Below are 19,154 nucleotides of genomic sequence, written 5' to 3' on the forward strand. Positions count from 1 at the left end.
ATAATTTGATGATTTATCTTTACCGAATTGCAAAATACAATGCAACCACTGCTGTAGCCACTGCAGAAGAGACTCCTAACCCAAAAATGATTTTACTGCCATCCACATTCATAGAGTTTAATGTGTAAAAACAGAATTAAACTGTAACTGTGATTTATTTTTAATATTAGAAATATGTCTTGTTTTTAAAAAAAGTTATGGATTCTCGTCTGTGGATTTACCGTCAGGTGCCTCTTTAGCCTCCTCATTTTGGATTATTGATGTTTCTGGGTTCAAAATTGCCTTTTTGATAAGTGGCGCTCGTTCCTTTATTATTTGATTGAATTCTTTCATATCTTCTAATCCTGGTGTCATCTGTTGGTTTTGGTATGCCTGCAAAAATCCTGAATAAACACATCCGGTAATTATTCCAAATGCTGTATCTGGAACTGATTCAACTTCAGGTACAAAATTCTCTGCAATTTGTCTATAAGACTCTGATTCGCTAATGTAATAATCAATTAAGCTATCGATGAAATCTTTATTCTCTTTTGATATCCCCATGATTTTTTGATGAATCTCTAGTTTATTTAACTGTCTTTTGATTAATCGTTTATTTATTCATCAATTATTTTCAAGATGTTGTGGAAATTAGAATTTGATGAAGGCTATTTTAGAATATTAGACGATAAAAAATTAGTCGCAGGTTATTTTGATCCTGATTATGGCGATATTTTTCCAAAAGATAAAGTTGAAGAAATAATTGAATCCATGGTGAAAAACCATGATAAAGTGTTAGGTGGGGTGATTATGGTGCCCTTAGTTAAATTTGGTTTGTTTGATACTGATTTGGATACTGATCTCTTAGAAATTGAAAGAAATGTAGTTAGAGTAAACACTCATTTGCAAAAATGGAAGAGATTCTTGTCTGAATTTAATCCTCCACTTCATTCCATTAGGATATCCCACACTGATCAAGATATGTTAACCATAACATTTCCAATTAAATTTTCAAAACCTACTCCACTAGAAAAAAATCAATTACTAGGAGAAATTTTTCCTATTTTAGATTTGTTGCAGAAATCAGATTTATCATAATTCGTCCAGAGAATCTTGTAATTCCAATATATGCTGAAAGTGTAAGAATAAGTGCAACTGCAGTTCCTATTGGAAATTCTGGCACTGCTGCATATTCTTCAGATTCTGCAACCAAACTATATTTTACAATCTTACTGGTTTGAATCTTATCTGGAATTGCTACAATAAAAAATGCGTTATCATTGGATCTTAGATAATCAGGCTCAGGATTTACTCTATTTACAGAGACAACTTTGCCATTTTTGTCATACGTTGTTGCAATAACTGATATCATATTTGCTGTCGTTTCTCCTTTGTTAGAAACAGTTCCAGTTATCATAAAATTATTGAAATTATCCATCGATGATTTTGATTCAGAAATTCCTATTACTTGATTTTTAGGTGGACTGACACTATAGTCCAAGTCCAACGAATATGATTCTACTTTTTTTGAATTGTGATTTGCCAAGATTAAGTCAAATGGACCTTTCATTCCCGGCATAATGGTATTTACCAGCGAACTTGTTTTTTTATTCTCTATGATCTGACCATCTTTATCAAATAATGTTGCATGAATACTGATTTGGTTTAATGGAGCCTCTAGATTGTTTATGATTTCACCAACAATATGAAATGCTCCATCATCACCTATGTATTGCTGATCATTTTCAATATATGCATCGCCAAAAGCAAATGGAATTGCTGAAACAAAAAGTAGTGAAAAAATGGCAATCCATTTCATACCTATTTGGTATTTTATTCTCTAAAGAAGTTTATGTTGTGATTTTCTATTTTTGAATCTATGGTAGATGCTCAATCTTCCATTTTTGAGCCTCGTTTACACAATTAAACCACTCCACTTCAATCTCATCAGAATCAAATTCGCCCAACTCATTTTTGTATTGATTGTCGCATTCTTTTTTCATATTTTCTGAAATTTGAATTACTCTCTGTGTTAATCCTGTTTGTGGGGCTTGAAATTTTTCAGGCTCATCATAATTCTTTATTCCTGTTTTTGCTGAATAAAATTCCACTAGTCCTAACATTTCATATTCTAATGATTCTTGAAACTGCGTATCTGATCTAATCTTTGCTGATTCATCACCTGTTTTTATCCACTCTATGTACTGTGTATCACTTTCAAGCTGAGTCTGAGATGATAGTTTCAATAGTTCTACAGAACTCTTGAAGAGTTCAGGTGGGCTAAGCTGGTCATATCGCAAAACAATTTCCTTGAATTTGTTTAGATGTTCATCGTAAAATTCTAGTAATTCTTGTTTAGAGATGTCTCCTTCTTCCCATCTTGTTTTTTCTGAATAGAATTTTGTTTGTAGATCTTTTATATCGTTTTGAATCTGCTCTAATTCTATTCCGAATTGGAGTCCTTTTTGTTTAGTTTGATCTACTGAATAATTATATCCAACTATCAAACCTACAATTAAAATCGCTATTGATGCTATTGCTATATTTTGAATACTCTTTTTTTTCAAAGATAATCTATGTAATTTCCATTTTCGTCTAACTTTAACTCTATTGTGAATTCTGAACCGCTGATAAATGACTCATTACGAACTGATCTTACCCTTGCAATAACTAATTCATATGGCCAAATCTCTACTACTATGGAGCCAACTTTTACCTTTGGAACATCTGTAATTACAATATCGTCAGGATTTACTCCGTGTCTTTCTATCATGTGAAGAGCATGATCAAGAAGAGGCTGAGGATTGTTGTTGTTTAGCACCCAAACTGTACCTTCATAATCTATTTTTTGCAATTTGAAAAATTACCTAATTTACTCCTATAACAATTATGCGCCTATGGATTTTGAATGAATTTTTTGTAATTTAGCGAGGCCAATAAAACATGATTGCAACTCCAATCAAAACAACTACTGAACCTATTATCTCAAATCTATCTGGTCTTTTCTTGTCAACCCAATAACCCCAAATTATTGAAGACACTACAAAGATTCCACCATAGGTGGCATAGACCTTACCAAAATCTGCTGGCTGCAAAGTCATTACAATTCCATAAGAAAACAAAACCAAACCTCCAACTAACCCTAGAACTTTTCCTTTATGATCACGTAACCATTTCCATACCAAGTATCCTCCACTAATCTCTAAGAGTGCCGCAAAAAAGAACACTCCAACAGTTGATGCTACTTCGACCAAACCTTCTCTCCCTTTCTTGGATAGTAGAAAATTATCAAAACTCCAATTACTGCAATTATTGTTCCAATAATGTCATAGTTGTCAGGTTGTACTCCATCAATTAACCATCCCCAGAACACTGACATTACAATAAAGACTCCTCCATAAGCTGCATAGACTCTATGAAAGTGAGTCTTCTGAAATGTTGGAACTATTCCATACAAAAATAATACAAAACCACCAACTGCACCTAATACAAAACTAAAATCTTCACGCAACCAAAGCCATACCAAGTATCCTCCACCAATCTCACAAAGCCCAGCTAGAAAGAACAGTAGAACTGAAGTAAAGTAATTCTTTGATTTTTCACTCAACGGGATACAAAAATGGAATAAATATTCTATATTATAACTACTTTAGATAAACAGGCTTGAAATCCAAGAAAAAACAGTTTTGTGGATATTGTCCTGAAGACAAATGCCTGCTTGATTGTAAAATTTGTAATCCAAAGTTTGGGAAAAACTCTAGTTGTAATTGTTAGAAATTTAGTCGTGATTTTTGATAGATCTTGGAAAAATTTAGTTGATAACCTAGCTTAGATCAATTATTCGGGATTTATTACATTTAGAGTCATTGTACTTACCACTCTGGAAAGTTTTCTAATCATTCCAATGGCTTTCTCAAAGGCTTCTTGGTTTTCTGTTTGAATTTCTGCAATTACATCATATGCTCCAAAGGTAAGGTATGCATTGCTGATGTTTTGCATTTGTTTTAACTCATCAACTATGTACTCTTCGGCGCCAAGATCACAGTTCAATAAAATAAATCCTTTATGCATTTGTTAATCTGATTATAATTTAGAAGTTGAAGTCTTTAAGTTTTGCAGTTATTTTACCATCTACTACGTCCACCGTAGCTATTTCTATTATCCTTGTCACCGTATCTTTTTCGTGGACCTCTGTTGTCTCTTGGGTTGCTGCCTCTATCTGATCTTCCATATCCTCCAGAACGTCCACCTCTAGAGTAATTTGATCTTGATTGACCTCCATATCTTCTTGAAGGCGTTTGTCTCTTTAGCGGATCTGGGATTGAAATCTGTATTCCCATCTCTTCATTCAAATCTCTTAATGGAACTTTGATTTGTCGTTTGATTAGATTCCAGTCTCCAACAGATGAATATGATACAAATGTAATTGCCTTTCCTTTGGCACCTGCTCTAGCGGTTCTTCCAATTCTGTGAAAATAAGCCATCTCCACGTTTGGAACATCATAATTAATCACCAATTCTACTCTTGGAACATCAATTCCTCGTGATGCAACATCTGTTGCAACTAAAATGTCTGCTTTACCACTACGGAACTTACCCATTGATTGTTCTCTTCTATGTTGTGACATGTCCCCTTCAATTGCAACTGCATCAAATTTTTCTTGATGTAGGAATTTTGCCACATCTCTAGTTCTGTATTTGGTTGAACAAAAGACAATGCATTGACCTTTGACTGGTTTGATAAAATCAATAAGATACTTGAATTTGTCTCTGTCTTTGATAACTAAGTATGATTGATCAATTCCTTCTCCACTTAAATCATCAGCATCAAGTAAGAATTGTTTTGGATTGTTTAGATATTCTTCTGATAGTCTTAGAATCTCTGTAGGCATTGTAGCTGAAAACAATGACATCGTTCTGTCTTCTGGTGCGAGATCCAAAATGAACTGAATATCATCAATAAATCCCATATCTAACATGGTATCTGCCTCATCAAGAACAATATGGGTAATATCTCGTAATTCAATTGACCCGCGCTTTAGATGATCTATTAATCTACCAGGAGTTGCAACTACAATTTCTACTCCTCTATCTAGCATATCTAATTGAAGACCCATTCCTTGGCCTCCATACACAGTTGCTACTTTGATTCCAGTATATTTTCCAAATTTTTTAATCTCTTCAGTAATCTGCATTGCAAGCTCTCTAGTTGGAGCCATGATCAACCCCTGAATTCCATTTTTTGGTTTGATCTCTTGTAGCATTGATAATGCAAATGCTGCAGTTTTTCCTGAACCTGTATGTGCTTGTCCTACAACATCTCTTCCTGAAAGTAAAACTGGAATTACTGCCTCTTGGATTGGAAATGCTTCCTCGAATCCCTGATCAGTGATTCCTTTTAGTATATTTTCGTTTAATCCTAATTCTTGAAATTTTGTCATTTTATTTACTTCTCTTTAGCAATGACGAAAAAGCTCATTGCCCACTCGTCATTATTCCGATATTTTGAGACCCTGCTTAGGTCTAATAAACGCTTGTTATTTTTTATGCATCTAATTGTACATCAATGATTTTTTTGAAGCTATCAAATGGTTGAGCACCTTTCAGTTCTACATATCCTAATTTATCATTTCCAACAAAGAATCCTGGAGTGCCTGTTACACCATAATCTCTTCCATCATCTAGATCTTTTCTAATCTCATCAATGTATTTTCCATTTGATAGACACGAATCAAACTTTTCTTGATCTAATTGAATTGTAGTTGCATACTGACTAAAAATAGAAACTGCATTTACTGTTTCTTGATTACTCCATTCATTTTGATTATCAAATAACATGTCATGCATCGCTCTGAATTTTCCTTGTTCATTTGCACATTCTGCTGCAACTGCTGCAGGCAAAGCATTGGGATGAATACTTTGAATTGGGAAATCTCTGAATACTAGTTTGACTTTTCCTTGATCAATATATTCTTCTAAAATTAAAGGAAGTGTCTGAATGTGGAATCTTGCACAAAATGGACACTGAAAGTCAGAAAATTCTATAATTGTAATTGGCGCATCAGGATCTCCAATTATGGGATCATTATCAATTGAAACTTTTACCGGGGGCTTTGGTTGCTCTGATGGTAGCTGGTTTTGTAAAATCTTGAGTTCAAGTTTTGCTAATGCTTCATCTAACTTTTCTTCCGATATTTGGTTAGAGTTATTGCTAAAGTAGGATCCTGCAAAAAATGAGGCTATTGCTACTGCTATGATTACTCCAATAATTAATCCATTGAAAGTTGATTTTTTTACCGATACCATGCTTTTACTGGGAGACAAAAACTCCACTTCATCTGAACTCATTTAAGATATTCCGAATTTGTGTATACTTAATCGTATTGCCTAATCTTTGAGAATTTTGGTTTTTAAATAAATTAAAAGCCAATGACGGGATCCGAACCCACGACCTGCTGATTACAAATCAGCTGCTCTAACCAGGCTGAGCTACATTGGCACGATGTAAAATGAAATTTTTCAAGCTTTAAAGTGTTACCAGAGTTTATTGGAAACAATTTTTATAAAAAATTTGATCTAATTTCCGTCAGTTTATAATAATGTCGTATTTTGATACCTGTTATGAGATACATCGAACCAACCCGAGTTAAGGTTCTAATGATGATGTTTTTTGCAACAGGAATAATGGGGATGATTATTGGTTTGGTGATTGCTCCCCCCTCAATGACTATGATAATTACTTTCATGGGTGTGATAAATTTTGGTTTAGGTGCATTCTTTTCATTTATCCTGTTAACTCAGACACAAAAGTCTCCTGATAAGAGAAAGAAAAAAAGAAAGACTGACTAGATGCTTATTAAAAGTACTTGTATGCGATTGACAGTTAGTTGTTAAATACTCTGTAAATAATTACGGTTATGCAAGAAGGTCAATTGGCACCAAATTTCACATTGATTGCAAACAATGGTGATTCTATAACTTTGCATTCTTTTAGGGATAAAAAAAACGTAGTTCTTTGTTTTTATCCTAAAAATCACCTCTTTGGATGTCCTTCAAAAAAAGTTTTCAAAATGGCAGAAAGTGTAATCTCATCATATGATGATATTGTCTCCACTGAAACTGAACTATTTGCAGTCTCTGTTGATACTGTTGAAGATCAAGCAAAATTTGTAAGTGATTACAAAATCCCATATCTTCATCTAAGTGACCCCTCAAAAGAAACATGTAAACAGTATACAGGGCTAAATATTGTTGGATTGCCAAAGCGTTCAACATTCATTATTGACAAAAAAGGGCTCATTCGAAAAATTTTTCGAGATATTGATGTTGAAAAACATGGTGAACAAATTGCAGCTTTTTTAAAACAGATGTAATGCTCTATTTGTAAATTAAAGTATAAATAATAACTATAATTCATCAATTCATAAATGCTTGATTTAGTTGCGAAGAATCTCTTTCTTACAAAGGGTAAGGGTGTTCATGAAGATAGATTGACAAGTTTTGAATATGCACTAAGGGATGCAGGAATTGCAGGTACTAATCTTGTTTTGATTTCTAGTATTTTTCCTCCTAACGCAAAACTAATTTCAAGAAAAGAGGGATTAACCAGAATAAAACCTGGACAAATTCTATTTACAATATACTCCAAGAATCAAACAAACGAACCTTATCGTGTATGTGCTGCATCCGTTGGTCTTGCACAACCAAAAGATAAGACTCGATATGGATATCTTTCAGAATACGAATCCTTTGGTCAAAATGAAACTCAAGCTGGTGAATATGCTGAAGATATTGCAGCACAAATGTTGGCATCTTCTTTAGGTATCCCATTTGATGTTGATAAAAACTGGGATGAGAAAAGACAACAGTGGTCAATTTCCGGACAAATCTATAACACACATAATATTACACAGTCAACCAAAGGTGATAAGGATGGAAAATGGACAACTGTTTTTGCAGCTGCAGTTCTTTTACTCTGATTATCTTCTATACCCTTTAAGGTAAAACAATGCAGCAGATATTGCCACTATTGAAATTATTATAACAACTGCAATTGATTCATCAAAATCTATCTTTGCATTATCAACTTTAAGTTGATCTCCGCCAAGTGAAAAAACTAATTCTTCACTACTCACTGATGATTTATCTCCAAAAATATATTTTCCTTGAATTCTCTGTCCTTCCATTGGGTCAAACACCCACCCTGCTTTTGTAATGTCTGTGGGAATCATTTCATTTCCAATCATTTGTGTATGTAGGATATTTCCTTTAACATCTGAAATCTTTGTGTCTTCAGGTGATAAAATTACTACTTGAATTATTGAATTTAATGGATAATTTCCTGATGAAAAATATTTTGATCTCTTTAATTCATCTGTTTTGAGAAATTGCAGCGGATTAATCTCGGTAACTGATGGAGCAATATTTGGATATATTGATGTTAATCTTAATTGCATCAATGATTTAGTCTCCGAAGGAATGATGGAAAATGTCATTTTTGCATTATCATTGATAGAGAGGTTTCTTGCAACATCATAAAATCCCCCATCTTCTCTAATTTCTTTTGGAATTAGAATTGCAGATATTTTCTCATACATTGAAGATGTGTCTTCCATAGGCATAGTGTATACTGCTGAAACTGTACCCTTTCCAGAAATAACACCTGATGTTTCTAGTGCCTTACTTGTCTCATCATTGCTGTGAATAAATGTTGAATGTAATTTGGCATTTGTATCAAATACTTGGTTAATATCCTCAATGAACTGATTAGCTATTCTCAGTGTTGTATTTTGTATCTGTACAAAATTTTTATCGTTTTGATTTCTTTTTACATTTATTAAAATACATGACTGATTATCCACCCCCAAAATACACTGATTTTGATTGGTCAAAGTTACTGCTGAAATATTTCCATTTTCCCTAATCCTCTGTTCTAACTCTGGAGGAATTTTTATCTCCTGAATACTAGTTGTTTGTAATGTAATTGATGCTGTCACGTTATTAGAGATGCTCTTGTCTACAAATAACTGCGCTGTTTCCTGAAATGTAGATAATCCAATTTCTTGAGAGAATGCATGATTAACTGAAATACTTGTAAAAATAATCAATCCAATAACAAATAGACTTTTTTGCATAGGTAGACCCATCTAGATGAAATTATTAAATTTACTCCTATTTCTTCATTTTTTGATTTCTTTTTAGAACAATGTATCGACTAACTAATATTCTCATTTTAATAATTAAATAATTGAAATGGCTCTAATCCCTTTTCTTGTTGAAATTTTTCAAGATCCTGTTTTTTCGATAGTATCTGTTTTAGGGGCTTTAGGTATTGGTTTGTTTCAAGGAATTATTTTAGGTCGGGCTATTCTTTTACGATTTCCTCGTCTCCAAAATCATCTAAAAACGGTTTCTATTACATTGTTTATTTTATTTTTGATCAATGCAGTTCTTAGTGTTCCACGTTTTGCATCTCCAGAAAAAATTGACCTTTCTAATTTGTCAGCTGCAAATCCTTCTGAGATTGCATCAGTTTTGTTTCTAATTTTTGGAATGAATACGGGATTTCTAACTGTTCTTGCTATCTCTATCACAGTTATGACCTTTGTACTTCTAAAATTTACTCATCTTCATGGATTGGCAAGGGGGTTCATTTTCTTTTTTACCGTTCTTTTGCTTATTCTGACAGGTTTGAGTAGATTCACAGATCTTACCCCGAGTACATTTGAAGTTCTTTTGTATTTTCTATATCAGTTAGGTATTACTATTGGAATTTTGGCAGGCACTATTAGAAAGATTAAACCTAAAAAATTAGAAGAATAATTTCAAAGGTTTAAATCTGAATATCATTGGTTCTAAAATGACATCGAATTCAAACCGTTCGGGGAACAAGCTGGCAGTCCTTGCGTTGGACTGTCAGCCCCATTTATTCAAAATCTAATTCAATTTGGCTAGTGTTTTAACCTGAGTGTCAATGTAATCAAAACCCTCTTTCCAGAATTTGGGGGATCTGATATCGAATCCGTATTCTGAGAGTAGTTTTTCGGGTTTTTTTGACCCACCAGCAGCAAGAATGCTGATGTATGAGGGAACAAAGTCTTTGCCTTCTTTTTTATATCTCTGAAAAAGTGATAATGCTAGCAAATTCCCAAAAGAGTATGCATAGCAATAAAATGGGGTATGATAGAAATGTGGAATACAACTCCACTCAATTGAAAAATCATCTGATAAATTAACTGAATTTCCAAACTGTTCTTTCAAGTTTTTAAGATATGTTTTTGAAATCTCATCTACTGTTGTTCCTTTACCTATCTGTGCATGTGCATCAATTTCAAAGATTGTGAAAAATGATTGTCTTAGAATTGTTGCATACAAGTCATCTATCTTCTCAGATAGCATTATCTTTTTTTCGTCATCAGAAATTTTGTCAGATATGTTATCGTATAGTAGTAACTCTGAAAATGTGGAGGCGGTTTCTGCCAAAGGTAATGGTGCATCTTGTACAAGAATTGACCTATCTTGTGCTGCTTGACTATGAACTGCATGTCCTAACTCATGAGCCAAAGTAAAAACATCTCTTGATTTGCCAGTAAAATTTACTAAAACATATGGTGTAATTTTTGGAGTAAGTGTACTACAAAAAGCTCCGTCTCTTTTTCCCGGTCGAATTGATGAATCAATGTGATTCTCATTAAAGACTTTTCTTGCAAATTCTTCTAATGTATTGCTGAATTTTCCTAATGATTCAAACACCAGATTTACTGATTTACTGTATGAATAATTTTTTTCCTTAATTTTTGCAGCAGCTGGTGCATACAGATCATATCTTCTTAGCTTTTTCATTTTCAGCATCTTTGCTTTTTGTACAAAAAACTTTTGAAAAACAGATGAGTTATTTTTACACACTAAAAGAAGTGATTCTATTGTTTTATCATCAACATCATTTCCTATGTTTCTCATTGAGATAGGCGTCTCGTATCCTCTAATCTCAATTCCCTCGTCTTTCCAGTTGAGAACAATATTTTGATAAATCTCTCCAATTACTCCCTTGTTTTCAGAATATTTTGAAAGAATTGTTTTGTAAGCTGTTTCGCGAATCTTTGGATTAGTACTTCTGACATAGTTTGTGAGCTCCTCTCTTGTCATTTTTTTAGTTTTGTTACCTAGTTTCATTTTGTATTCATAGGCATTTGTTATTTTATCATACAATTTTACAAGGGCCGAAATTCCTGTTACATCCAAAGTATTGATGATTCTCTCTTCAGGCTCACTTAATGCATATTTTGCAAATAATCTCTTATGGGCTAGATACTCTTTTAGCTCTCCTGCATCTTTCATGAGTCGTTTAGCATTTTTTTCATCCACTTGAATCTTCCACCATAAATCAAAGAACAAAATTTTGTTTGAAATCTCTGAACCTAATTTTGACATTCTTGTCATCAGAGATGTTGCTTCGTCTGATTGGGTATCAGATGAATATGACAATGATGCATAGCCTCCAATTTTACTCATCTTTTCTGAAATTTCTTCAACATGACGTAAAATATTCAAAAACTTCTCCGAAGACATTTTCGAGTTCAACTTTGATTTTATTTTTTCAAATTCTCTTGCCTTTTTTTCCAAATCCTGAATTTGTTTTTGAAAAGCAGGACTTTTTGGATTCTTTGCTAATTCAGATAAATCCCACATTCCTAACTTGTATTCAGACATCGAATTTCATGATTCTCTAACTATTAAAAAATCAATCTTTCAACTTATTGAATTCCATTTGAAATATGTCATTTTTGATTCTGGAATCATTTTATCCTAGTATTTCTCAAAAATAGTGGAGTGAATTATTGGCAGGAGTAGCAGTAACTGAATTTCTAGCTTTGCTTGCCTTGTTGTTAGGCGGAGGTATGATAGGAGCTGGTATTATGAAAAAGATAAAGTTTCCAACAATTATTGGATTTATTTTGATTGGAATGATTGCTGGTCCGTATGGATTGGGGATAGTTGATGATGTTGAGCTGATTAATCTTTTAGCAGAACTTGGAATTATTATTTTACTCTTTGTTGTTGGTTTAGAGTTTAGTCTTCAAAAGTTACGAAAAGCTGGAATTAAGGCAATCATTGTAGGAATGTCCGAGCTGTCAATAATGTTTTTCTTAGCATATGTTGGGGCTTATTCATTTGGATGGACTCATTTAGAGTCTCTTTATCTGGCTGGAATTTTGTCAATTAGTAGTACAGCTATTTCTTTGAGAATCATGAGGGATCTCAAGTTAGTTAAAACAAAGGAATTCAATACTGTAATTACAATTTTAATTGTAGAGGATCTAGCTGCTGTTTTACTTTTAGTAATTTTAGGAAATGCATCAGCTGGTGCAGAGCTTGATTTTACTGGAGTTGGAGTTTTGATTTTACAAAGTCTAACATTTTTTGTCATAGCGTTAGGATTGGGAATTAAACTAATTCCTAAACTACTAGAAAAAATTCATGGCTTGAATATTCCTGAAGGGCCCTTTATTACTGCACTTGCTTTGGGATTTGGTTTGGCAGTATTAGCTCATTTTCTGGGACAAAGCTCTGCAATTGGTGCATTTATCATGGGAATGATTATTGCATCATCAAAACATTCTGAGAGTATTATAAAGAAAGTTCTTCCACTAAGGGATTTCTTTGGTGTGATCTTTTTTGTGTCAATTGGAATGCTTGTAAACATTACAGCAATACCTTCAGTTGCCCTAATTTCAATTCCAATAGTAATTCTTGCAGTGATTGGTAAATTTGTGGGTAATTTCTTTGGTTCTGCAATTGGTGGTCATGATGTCACTGGTGCATCAACTATTGGCTCCGTCATGGTTCCAAGAGGTGAATTTTCATTTATCATGGCAAAACAAGCAGTTGATAGTGGTGCAGTTAGAGATACTCTATACCCTGTAACAATGCTAGTTACACTGGCAACAATGTTTTGTATGCCATTATTGTTGCGAGCATTCCCTACTCTGGCTGATAAGAATAGTTTGTTTCCCATGAAAATATTAAAACCAATTTACATTGTTGGTAGATTTTTTAATAATTTACTAAACACCCCTGATGATAATAGTCGATTTACCACAATCCTCAAAGAACACGGTCCTAAATTCTTTGTAAATTTGATGATAGTAATTGCAATTTTAGCCATAATTGATTACTTTAATTCTGATATTATCTTACTGATCACTCAAAGTGGAATTCCGTTAGCAATAGATCCTGAAATATTGTTGACGATAATTAGCATCTTACTAATTGTTTACCCTGTAATTGCATTGTTGGGAAAAATAGAGAAATTTGTAACAATAATTTCTGATGTGCTATCCACAAAGTTAATTCCGACTGATACTCAAAAGATAGAAGAAAAACCCCTTCATCGATTATTAAGAAATATTTTCTTTGTTGGATTCATTTTGATAATGATAGCTGTGATTCAACCATATATTGGAGATATTGAATTTTTACCATTCTTACCATTCATAATATCTGGAATTGGTTTGACCATTGCAATTATTCTGATAGCTGACTCGGTGTTTGTGTTTCAGAAACTATCTCATGGTCATATTATGGATAGTCTCTTGAAAGAAGATGAGAATTTAGATTCAGAGGAATCCCATTCCTAAAAATAGCATGCCACAATTTGAAGAATATGGTGAAATAATGCAATTGGTAATTTTATACTAAATGCAAACAAATCAAAGCATTCAAACAGATTGGCAACCTCAAAATCTTGAGGATTCTATAACTCGAATTTTTGGAGATGACTCTGATTCATTTAGGGAAAAATCTCAAAGACGTAGGGAATACCTTAGGAAAACAGCCAAGCACAAGTGAATAAAAATATGAGATGTGCTAATTGTGGAAACCAATGTAGTTGGCGTGATCCTGACTGTAACAAATGTGATAAACCCTTGCATCAAAAAAATTGTAAAGAAAAATCTTCTGACTGCAAATGTCATGTTGTCAATGAGCAAATTTGGAGCACTAAAAAAGCACAACAGGCTCATTCGTAACTTTTTCATGATTTTCTAATTATTTTTAAGCTATTTTTTTTAAAACCTATTTACCTTATTCTCTTATTCTTGAGAGTGGTTATTTGAAAATTCATTTTCTACTTTTTTTGCTTTTCGCAATATCCTTTACTCCTTTGGCATTTGCACAAAACAGCAACTATGATGATTCCCTTGTATTTACCAATTTTGTCACCTTAGGTGGAATTACATTTGACGAAACTCTAATTGATCAACTGGTATCAAATTTTACAAACATTACTAGTCAATTTGGAATTGAGGTTTCATTTACTGAACTTATTGCATATTCAATTGGAATGGTCATTTATGGATTTTTCATTTGGCATTTCTATCGTTTTATTGCAAGACGTGAAATGATTCCATTAAAATTAAAAAAATATCAAACAGATGGTAAAAAAATTACTTCTGTTATAGCATATGTTTTCAAATATGTTGTTGTATTTCCTCTAGTTGTTTTAGTCTGGTTTGTTGTTTATTCTACATTTTTGTTCTTTATGGCACCAGATCTATCTAAAGAGCATGTTTTTCTTATAGTGATTTCACTTGTAGTTACAGTTAGAATTGCTGCCTACTACAAGGAAGATCTTGCAAAAGACTTTGCTAAATTAATTCCATTTGCTTTGTTAGGTATTTTCCTTACAAGTAATATCTTTTTTACATCTGAAGATGTAATTTCTAGAGTTTATGATTTTATTCCATTTTTAGGAAAAATAATTGGATTTGTGGTTTATGCAATAATGGTAGAAGCATTCTTGAGAATAATATTCCTGGTAAAAAGAAAACTTATTCCAGTAGCTGAAGAAAAACTTGAAGAACAAATTGAAAAACAAATTGATGAAAAGATAAAGGTTCATGTGGAAAAAATAGAAGAAAAACATGAAGATCTTGAAAAGAAAATAGAAAAAGAAACTAATGATATAGAAAAGAAGATAGAAAAAGAAAATTCAGAAAAGGAAAAAACCCAAGAATAATCTTGTTAGTGATTTCCTAAATTGTTGATATTGTTATGTCATCAAATAACTCTTCAGCCTTTTTAATGATTTTTTTATCATCTGCATCTGGTTCTGCAGTTATTAGAACCAAGTTTTCTCCAATTGGTACGCTGATAATAAGTTGCTTAGTTCTTCTTGATGCAATATAGTCAATGGTTCCAAGAACGTCATCTAATTCTTGTCTCATGTTAAAATCCAGTTGCATTTGCATGTATACCATTTTTATTCGCTCTTTTGATAGTATTGGGGTAACTCCTTTTCTAAAGCCTCCAGCAATCAAATGTCCTAATTCATTAATTACTCCTACATGTCTTACTTTATCTTCTTCTGATAGTTTCTGACATTGTTCATCAAGTCTTTTGAGGTTTTCTGCGGAGAGTATTGGCATAATTATGGACATTTTTCTGGTAATTTTAGTTTTAAGTCATTGATTTTTTAAATCCCAATAACCAAGATTAATGAAAATTATGTTGAAATAAATCAAAATTACTCCCTCTGAATATGCTTTTTTGCAATAGTCCACCCAAAATTTACTAAGATTTTACATGATTCATGAACTTGCATATCTTTGATTCTATTACATCTATTACATCTCCTCAATGATGTTCTCTTACAAAAAGCGCAGCTTGATACTGGGACTAATGGTCCCTCACAAATACCACAGGCATAAAATATCTCTCTTGATAGATCCTCTTTATCTAAATCCATCTTGAAATTTGGGTTATTGCAACTCTGATTCTTTGATTCTTTTTCCATGAATTTTTTGACAGACGATATGCCTAACATGAAAAACTTTGTAATAAATGGTATTTGGAATTAACTTATAATTTGTGGTATGCTATTTTTTATTCCTATTAGTGATCTTTAAATTCAAATATCTTTGAACTTGGCTAGTATCTCTCTTGAAAATCTCTTTTATGATAATTGCAGTGATGTTTGCACTCTCTCTAACATTCACTATAGTGGGGTATGTGACTTTTGAGATTACTGTTGATGAAATAAAGAAATTACTTGGTTCAAGAAATGAAGGATTTGCATTTAACATGATCCAAGGTCTTGATAAGCACATTGAAAATAGAATTCTGGCTTTCAAGGGGTTAACTAATTTAAAAATAATTCAGGATGTACTACTTGACTCTAATAAAAAATATGAACGGTTCCAAGAAATGAAGTCTCAATTGAATTTAGAATCTCCTGATGCTGAATTTGTTGAAACAACTCCTTTTCTTGGTGAGCTTGAGGATCGTATTCTTACAGATGAGCTCTTAGACACAATCAAATTTTATCATGATGAATATAATTATGATGTCATTGAGGAATTGTTTGTAACAAATGCATATGGTGCAAACGTTGCACTTACCTCGGGAACTTCGGTATATTCTCAAAGTGAAGAAGAATGGTGGCAAATCACTAAAAACACTGGATTGCATATTGGTAAAATCAAATTTAATGAATCAACAAATTCTTACTCGATGGATTTTGCTTATGTAATTAATGACGAGAATGGTAATTTCATAGGAATTTTAAGAGCATCAATTACGTTAAATGATCTTCTAAGTGATTTTAGTGAGGAATCTGATGTAATTACAATTCCAGGACGTAGTGTTTTACTTTTAGATGATCTTGGACGACCAATTTATTTGGATCAAACTATTTTGCTTTCTGCCTTAACAGTTCCATATTTTGATATTTTAGATCAAGGTGAAGATGTAGAGTTTTTTGAATTAGATGATGCTGTTGATGATTTTAAATTAATTTCGTATGCAAAATCTACTGGATATAGGACATTTGAGGGATTTGATTGGACTGTAGTAATTGAGCAGGATAGTTCTTCAATAGTAATTGAATTTATTGAACTTAGAAATTCCATTTTTGCAGTATCTATTGCAGGAATGGTGGCCTCAATTATTGGAGGATTCTTAATTTCAAGTACAGTTTCATCTCCATTAAAGCGTCTTACAAAAATTGCTAATTCCATATCAAAGGGCAACTTCGATATTAAAATAAAATCAAGTAAAATTGATGAAATTCAAACAATAAGTGATTCCTTTGAAGATATGGCACGTCATCTAAAAAAGCTTATTGAAACAGAAAAACAATTAGCTGAAGCCAAAGTCAAAATTAAAAATGAACGATTAACTGCAATTGGTGAACTGGCTGCAAGTATGGCACATGACATGAAAAATCCTCTTGCAACAATAAAAAGCTCCACTGAAATTTTAAAAAATAATACAAAGCAAAGTGATGATCTAAATGAAATTGTAAATAGAATGCATCGTGCAATAGATAGAATGTCTCATCAAATTAATGATGTACTTAATTTTGTAAGAATTACTCCTTTAGACTTGCAACCAATTAAAATTCAGGATTTATTAGAATCGGCAAAAACCTCTTTAGAAATCCCAGATAATGTATCAGTTGTTATCCCAAAATCAGATCTAGAAATTAAAGGTGATATAAGAAAATTAGAAATTGTTTTTATTAATTTATTTTTGAATTCTATTCAAGCCATAGGAAAAGAGGCTGGAATTATTAACTGTACAATTGAAGAAAAAAATGCATCTGTAATTATAGTGATTCAAGATTCAGGTCCTGGAATTCCTGAAGATATATTCCCTAAGATATTTGATCCATTGATCTCATCAAAACAAAAAGGAACAGGACTTGGATTATCTACATGTAAAAATGTGATAGAGCTACATAATGGAACTATTACTGCTCAAAACGATCCGACTCGATTTGTTGTAACTTTACCCCTTCGTTGACAAAAAAAGACAATTTTTTCGAAAGTTTTATCTCAAGCATCGATAGTGGTATTTACAATGTCTTTAAAGAAAACCATTCTTTTGGTGGATGATGATATTGATCTTTTGGAGAATACTGCTTATATGATTAAGAGTCTGGGTTGTGATGTTGTGACTGCTGAGAATGGACAAGATGCTGTTGAAAAATATAAGGAAATTGGTCCTGATTTAACTCTCATGGATGTCAAAATGCCTAAAATGGATGGATTTGATGCATTTTTTAAAATTAAGCAATTTGATTCTGAAGCCAAAATTGTTCTAATAACCGCATTTGCAGTTGATGAAAAAAAACATCTAAAAGCAAAAAGTATGTCCTTACTTGCTACTATAAACAAACCCTATTCTTTTGAACAACTTGAAGATATAGTCACAAAATTTACTGATTAATTTTTTTCTAATTTCTTTAACTTACTGAATCTGTTATTATAGAATTTGATTGCTTCATTTACAAAATCGTAATACCATTTTTTGAGTTTCGGATCTTCTTGAATGATTTTTTTCCATTGTTTTATCTCAAGTGATGAATGCTTGCCAGTAGCTCTAAATTTTGTAGGAACAAGCAGATTTGTGTAAAACCATATTGAAATTTGATTTGCTAAATCTTCTTCTGATATTTGCTCAAAATTATTTTGATATTTTACATTCAAATACGTCATTAATTCATAAACTGGAAAATTTGAAATCTTTGCAATTTGAATATTATCCATGAACAAACCCGCAGCTAAATTTTTTATCCTATACACTTCGTTTCCGATATTTGATTTGAGATACTTCCATTTTTCAAAAACCATCGGTAATACATTTGTATATTTTTCAGCCATAGTGTCAATTTGTTTATCTGAAAGATCTAGGACATCCAGGCAATACAAAATTCCATGCAATGACAATCTGTATTGATCAGCAGGAGCTTTTGCAAAACTTTTTCCATCTTTTACAACAAGACCTACCTCTAAGAGTCCCACAGTATGTTTGCCCCTTGCCATTCGTCCTACAAGTAATCTTCTGTATTCTTTCTCTTTAGTCCTGATGCCCTCAGATTTATCTAGATGAGTTTTTGCCATTCCCCAAGTTGTTAGTGTTCCATTTAGTGCTAAAATTTCCAACATTTTTTGAACATTTTCGTGGTGTTTGGTACTTGGTCTTTTTCTAAAAGAGTAACTTCCAAAAAGCCTTTGAGCCGTAGGCCTTGTATACATCTTATAGGCATGTAAATTTCCATAAAATGTGTCGAGTTGTTGTGATGGCATGCCACATTATGTTGGGCATTCCCAAATAATAACTTCTCTAATTATAATCATGTTAACAATCTGCATGAATAATACTAACATTATTTC

Annotated in this window: 25 protein-coding genes and 1 tRNA gene; 11 read left to right on the forward strand and 15 right to left on the reverse strand. The window is 32.5% G+C overall.

The annotated features are described in order from the left end of the window. Positions 1-5: 5 nt before the first annotated feature. On the forward strand, positions 6-128 hold the full coding sequence (locus ACX119_RS03155; RefSeq protein WP_459351684.1) for a hypothetical protein: 123 nt from the start codon (positions 6-8) through the stop codon (positions 126-128). A 67-nt stretch (positions 129-195) separates the two neighbouring features. Here ACX119_RS03155 and ACX119_RS03160 read toward each other — a convergent pair whose 3' ends face one another. Then, positions 196-543, reverse strand: coding sequence for a hypothetical protein (locus tag ACX119_RS03160; RefSeq protein WP_459351685.1), 348 nt, complete (start codon positions 541-543; stop codon positions 196-198). A 75-nt stretch (positions 544-618) separates the two neighbouring features. Here ACX119_RS03160 and ACX119_RS03165 point away from each other — a divergent pair, with 75 nt between their 5' ends. Next, positions 619-1,077: a hypothetical protein gene (locus ACX119_RS03165; protein ID WP_459351686.1), complete on the forward strand. Its 459-nt coding sequence runs from the start codon at positions 619-621 to the stop codon at positions 1,075-1,077. On the opposite strand, the gene ACX119_RS03170 is transcribed toward ACX119_RS03165, so the two are convergent. The 9 genes from ACX119_RS03170 to ACX119_RS03210 all read right to left on the reverse strand — a co-directional run bounded on the left by ACX119_RS03170 (position 1,040) and on the right by ACX119_RS03210 (position 6,478). After that, positions 1,040-1,798 (reverse strand): FxLYD domain-containing protein, encoded by a 759-nt coding sequence (locus ACX119_RS03170; protein WP_459351687.1) that lies wholly within the window; start codon positions 1,796-1,798, stop codon positions 1,040-1,042. The genes ACX119_RS03165 and ACX119_RS03170 overlap by 38 nt on opposite strands. Before the next feature lie 58 nt (positions 1,799-1,856). Continuing rightward, a complete protein-coding gene (locus ACX119_RS03175; RefSeq protein WP_459351688.1) occupies positions 1,857-2,546 on the reverse strand; it encodes a hypothetical protein in 690 nt (229 codons plus the stop codon). Then, positions 2,543-2,833: a hypothetical protein gene (locus tag ACX119_RS03180; protein ID WP_459351689.1), complete on the reverse strand. Its 291-nt coding sequence runs from the start codon at positions 2,831-2,833 to the stop codon at positions 2,543-2,545. The genes ACX119_RS03175 and ACX119_RS03180 overlap by 4 nt, the downstream gene beginning before the upstream one ends. Before the next feature lie 70 nt (positions 2,834-2,903). After that, the gene (locus ACX119_RS03185) at positions 2,904-3,233 is read right to left on the reverse strand and encodes a YnfA family protein (protein WP_459351690.1); all 330 of its coding nucleotides are present in this window, start codon (positions 3,231-3,233) and stop codon (positions 2,904-2,906) included. Continuing rightward, entirely contained in the window at positions 3,221-3,586 is a 366-nt protein-coding gene (locus ACX119_RS03190; protein WP_459351691.1) for a YnfA family protein, read from the reverse strand. Before ACX119_RS03190 ends, ACX119_RS03185 begins: the two co-directional genes overlap by 13 nt. A gap of 230 nt (positions 3,587-3,816) precedes the next feature. Further along, positions 3,817-4,050: an Lrp/AsnC ligand binding domain-containing protein gene (locus tag ACX119_RS03195; protein WP_459351692.1), complete on the reverse strand. Its 234-nt coding sequence runs from the start codon at positions 4,048-4,050 to the stop codon at positions 3,817-3,819. Between the two features lie 53 nt (positions 4,051-4,103). Continuing rightward, complete coding sequence (locus ACX119_RS03200) at positions 4,104-5,420, reverse strand: DEAD/DEAH box helicase (protein WP_459351693.1); 1,317 nt, start codon at positions 5,418-5,420, stop codon at positions 4,104-4,106. A 103-nt stretch (positions 5,421-5,523) separates the two neighbouring features. After that, the gene (locus tag ACX119_RS03205; protein WP_459351694.1) at positions 5,524-6,327 is read right to left on the reverse strand and encodes a DsbA family protein; all 804 of its coding nucleotides are present in this window, start codon (positions 6,325-6,327) and stop codon (positions 5,524-5,526) included. 76 nt (positions 6,328-6,403) lie between these two features. Beyond that, positions 6,404-6,478, reverse strand: a tRNA-Thr gene (locus ACX119_RS03210). 122 nt (positions 6,479-6,600) lie between these two features. Between ACX119_RS03210 and ACX119_RS03215 the strand changes: the two genes are divergently transcribed. From ACX119_RS03215 to ACX119_RS03225, 3 genes are all read left to right on the forward strand, one after another. Then, a complete protein-coding gene (locus tag ACX119_RS03215; RefSeq protein WP_297592846.1) occupies positions 6,601-6,828 on the forward strand; it encodes a hypothetical protein in 228 nt (75 codons plus the stop codon). Between the two features lie 68 nt (positions 6,829-6,896). After that, entirely contained in the window at positions 6,897-7,352 is a 456-nt protein-coding gene (locus tag ACX119_RS03220) for a peroxiredoxin (RefSeq protein ID WP_459351695.1), read from the forward strand. A 54-nt stretch (positions 7,353-7,406) separates the two neighbouring features. Beyond that, positions 7,407-7,958 carry a pyruvoyl-dependent arginine decarboxylase gene (locus tag ACX119_RS03225; protein ID WP_459351696.1) on the forward strand — a complete coding sequence of 184 codons (552 nt, stop codon included), beginning with the start codon at positions 7,407-7,409 and terminating at the stop codon, positions 7,956-7,958. Here the strand turns inward: ACX119_RS03225 and ACX119_RS03230 are convergent, their stop codons facing one another. Continuing rightward, on the reverse strand, positions 7,959-9,113 hold the full coding sequence (locus ACX119_RS03230) for a hypothetical protein (RefSeq protein ID WP_459351697.1): 1,155 nt from the start codon (positions 9,111-9,113) through the stop codon (positions 7,959-7,961). A gap of 118 nt (positions 9,114-9,231) precedes the next feature. On the opposite strand from ACX119_RS03230, the gene ACX119_RS03235 reads away from it, so the two are divergent. Then, positions 9,232-9,801: a hypothetical protein gene (locus ACX119_RS03235; RefSeq protein ID WP_459351698.1), complete on the forward strand. Its 570-nt coding sequence runs from the start codon at positions 9,232-9,234 to the stop codon at positions 9,799-9,801. Between the two features lie 114 nt (positions 9,802-9,915). Here ACX119_RS03235 and ACX119_RS03240 read toward each other — a convergent pair whose 3' ends face one another. Beyond that, positions 9,916-11,688, reverse strand: a complete 1,773-nt coding sequence (locus ACX119_RS03240) for a M3 family oligoendopeptidase (RefSeq protein ID WP_459351699.1) — start codon at positions 11,686-11,688, stop codon at positions 9,916-9,918. A gap of 128 nt (positions 11,689-11,816) precedes the next feature. On the opposite strand from ACX119_RS03240, the gene ACX119_RS03245 reads away from it, so the two are divergent. The 3 genes from ACX119_RS03245 (at position 11,817) to ACX119_RS03255 (ending at position 14,995) form a co-directional block, all read left to right on the forward strand. Next, on the forward strand, positions 11,817-13,616 hold the full coding sequence (locus ACX119_RS03245) for a cation:proton antiporter domain-containing protein (protein WP_459351700.1): 1,800 nt from the start codon (positions 11,817-11,819) through the stop codon (positions 13,614-13,616). 61 nt (positions 13,617-13,677) lie between these two features. Next, positions 13,678-13,827 (forward strand): hypothetical protein, encoded by a 150-nt coding sequence (locus ACX119_RS03250; protein WP_459351701.1) that lies wholly within the window; start codon positions 13,678-13,680, stop codon positions 13,825-13,827. Positions 13,828-14,113: 286 nt separating this feature from the next. Further along, positions 14,114-14,995, forward strand: coding sequence for a hypothetical protein (locus ACX119_RS03255; RefSeq protein WP_459351702.1), 882 nt, complete (start codon positions 14,114-14,116; stop codon positions 14,993-14,995). A gap of 16 nt (positions 14,996-15,011) precedes the next feature. Here ACX119_RS03255 and ACX119_RS03260 read toward each other — a convergent pair whose 3' ends face one another. Both ACX119_RS03260 and ACX119_RS03265 read right to left on the reverse strand, forming a co-directional pair. Beyond that, positions 15,012-15,404, reverse strand: a complete 393-nt coding sequence (locus tag ACX119_RS03260; RefSeq protein WP_459351703.1) for a DUF6659 family protein — start codon at positions 15,402-15,404, stop codon at positions 15,012-15,014. A gap of 98 nt (positions 15,405-15,502) precedes the next feature. Beyond that, entirely contained in the window at positions 15,503-15,802 is a 300-nt protein-coding gene (locus ACX119_RS03265; protein WP_459351704.1) for a hypothetical protein, read from the reverse strand. 116 nt (positions 15,803-15,918) lie between these two features. On the opposite strand from ACX119_RS03265, the gene ACX119_RS03270 reads away from it, so the two are divergent. Then, complete coding sequence (locus tag ACX119_RS03270; RefSeq protein ID WP_459351705.1) at positions 15,919-17,781, forward strand: ATP-binding protein; 1,863 nt, start codon at positions 15,919-15,921, stop codon at positions 17,779-17,781. A gap of 57 nt (positions 17,782-17,838) precedes the next feature. Then, positions 17,839-18,207, forward strand: a complete 369-nt coding sequence (locus ACX119_RS03275) for a response regulator (RefSeq protein ID WP_459351706.1) — start codon at positions 17,839-17,841, stop codon at positions 18,205-18,207. Here ACX119_RS03275 and ACX119_RS03280 read toward each other — a convergent pair. Continuing rightward, positions 18,204-19,067: a hypothetical protein gene (locus ACX119_RS03280; RefSeq protein ID WP_459351707.1), complete on the reverse strand. Its 864-nt coding sequence runs from the start codon at positions 19,065-19,067 to the stop codon at positions 18,204-18,206. The genes ACX119_RS03275 and ACX119_RS03280 overlap by 4 nt on opposite strands. Positions 19,068-19,154: the final 87 nt, after the last annotated feature.

The organism is Nitrosopumilus sp. S4, from assembly GCF_054515835.1.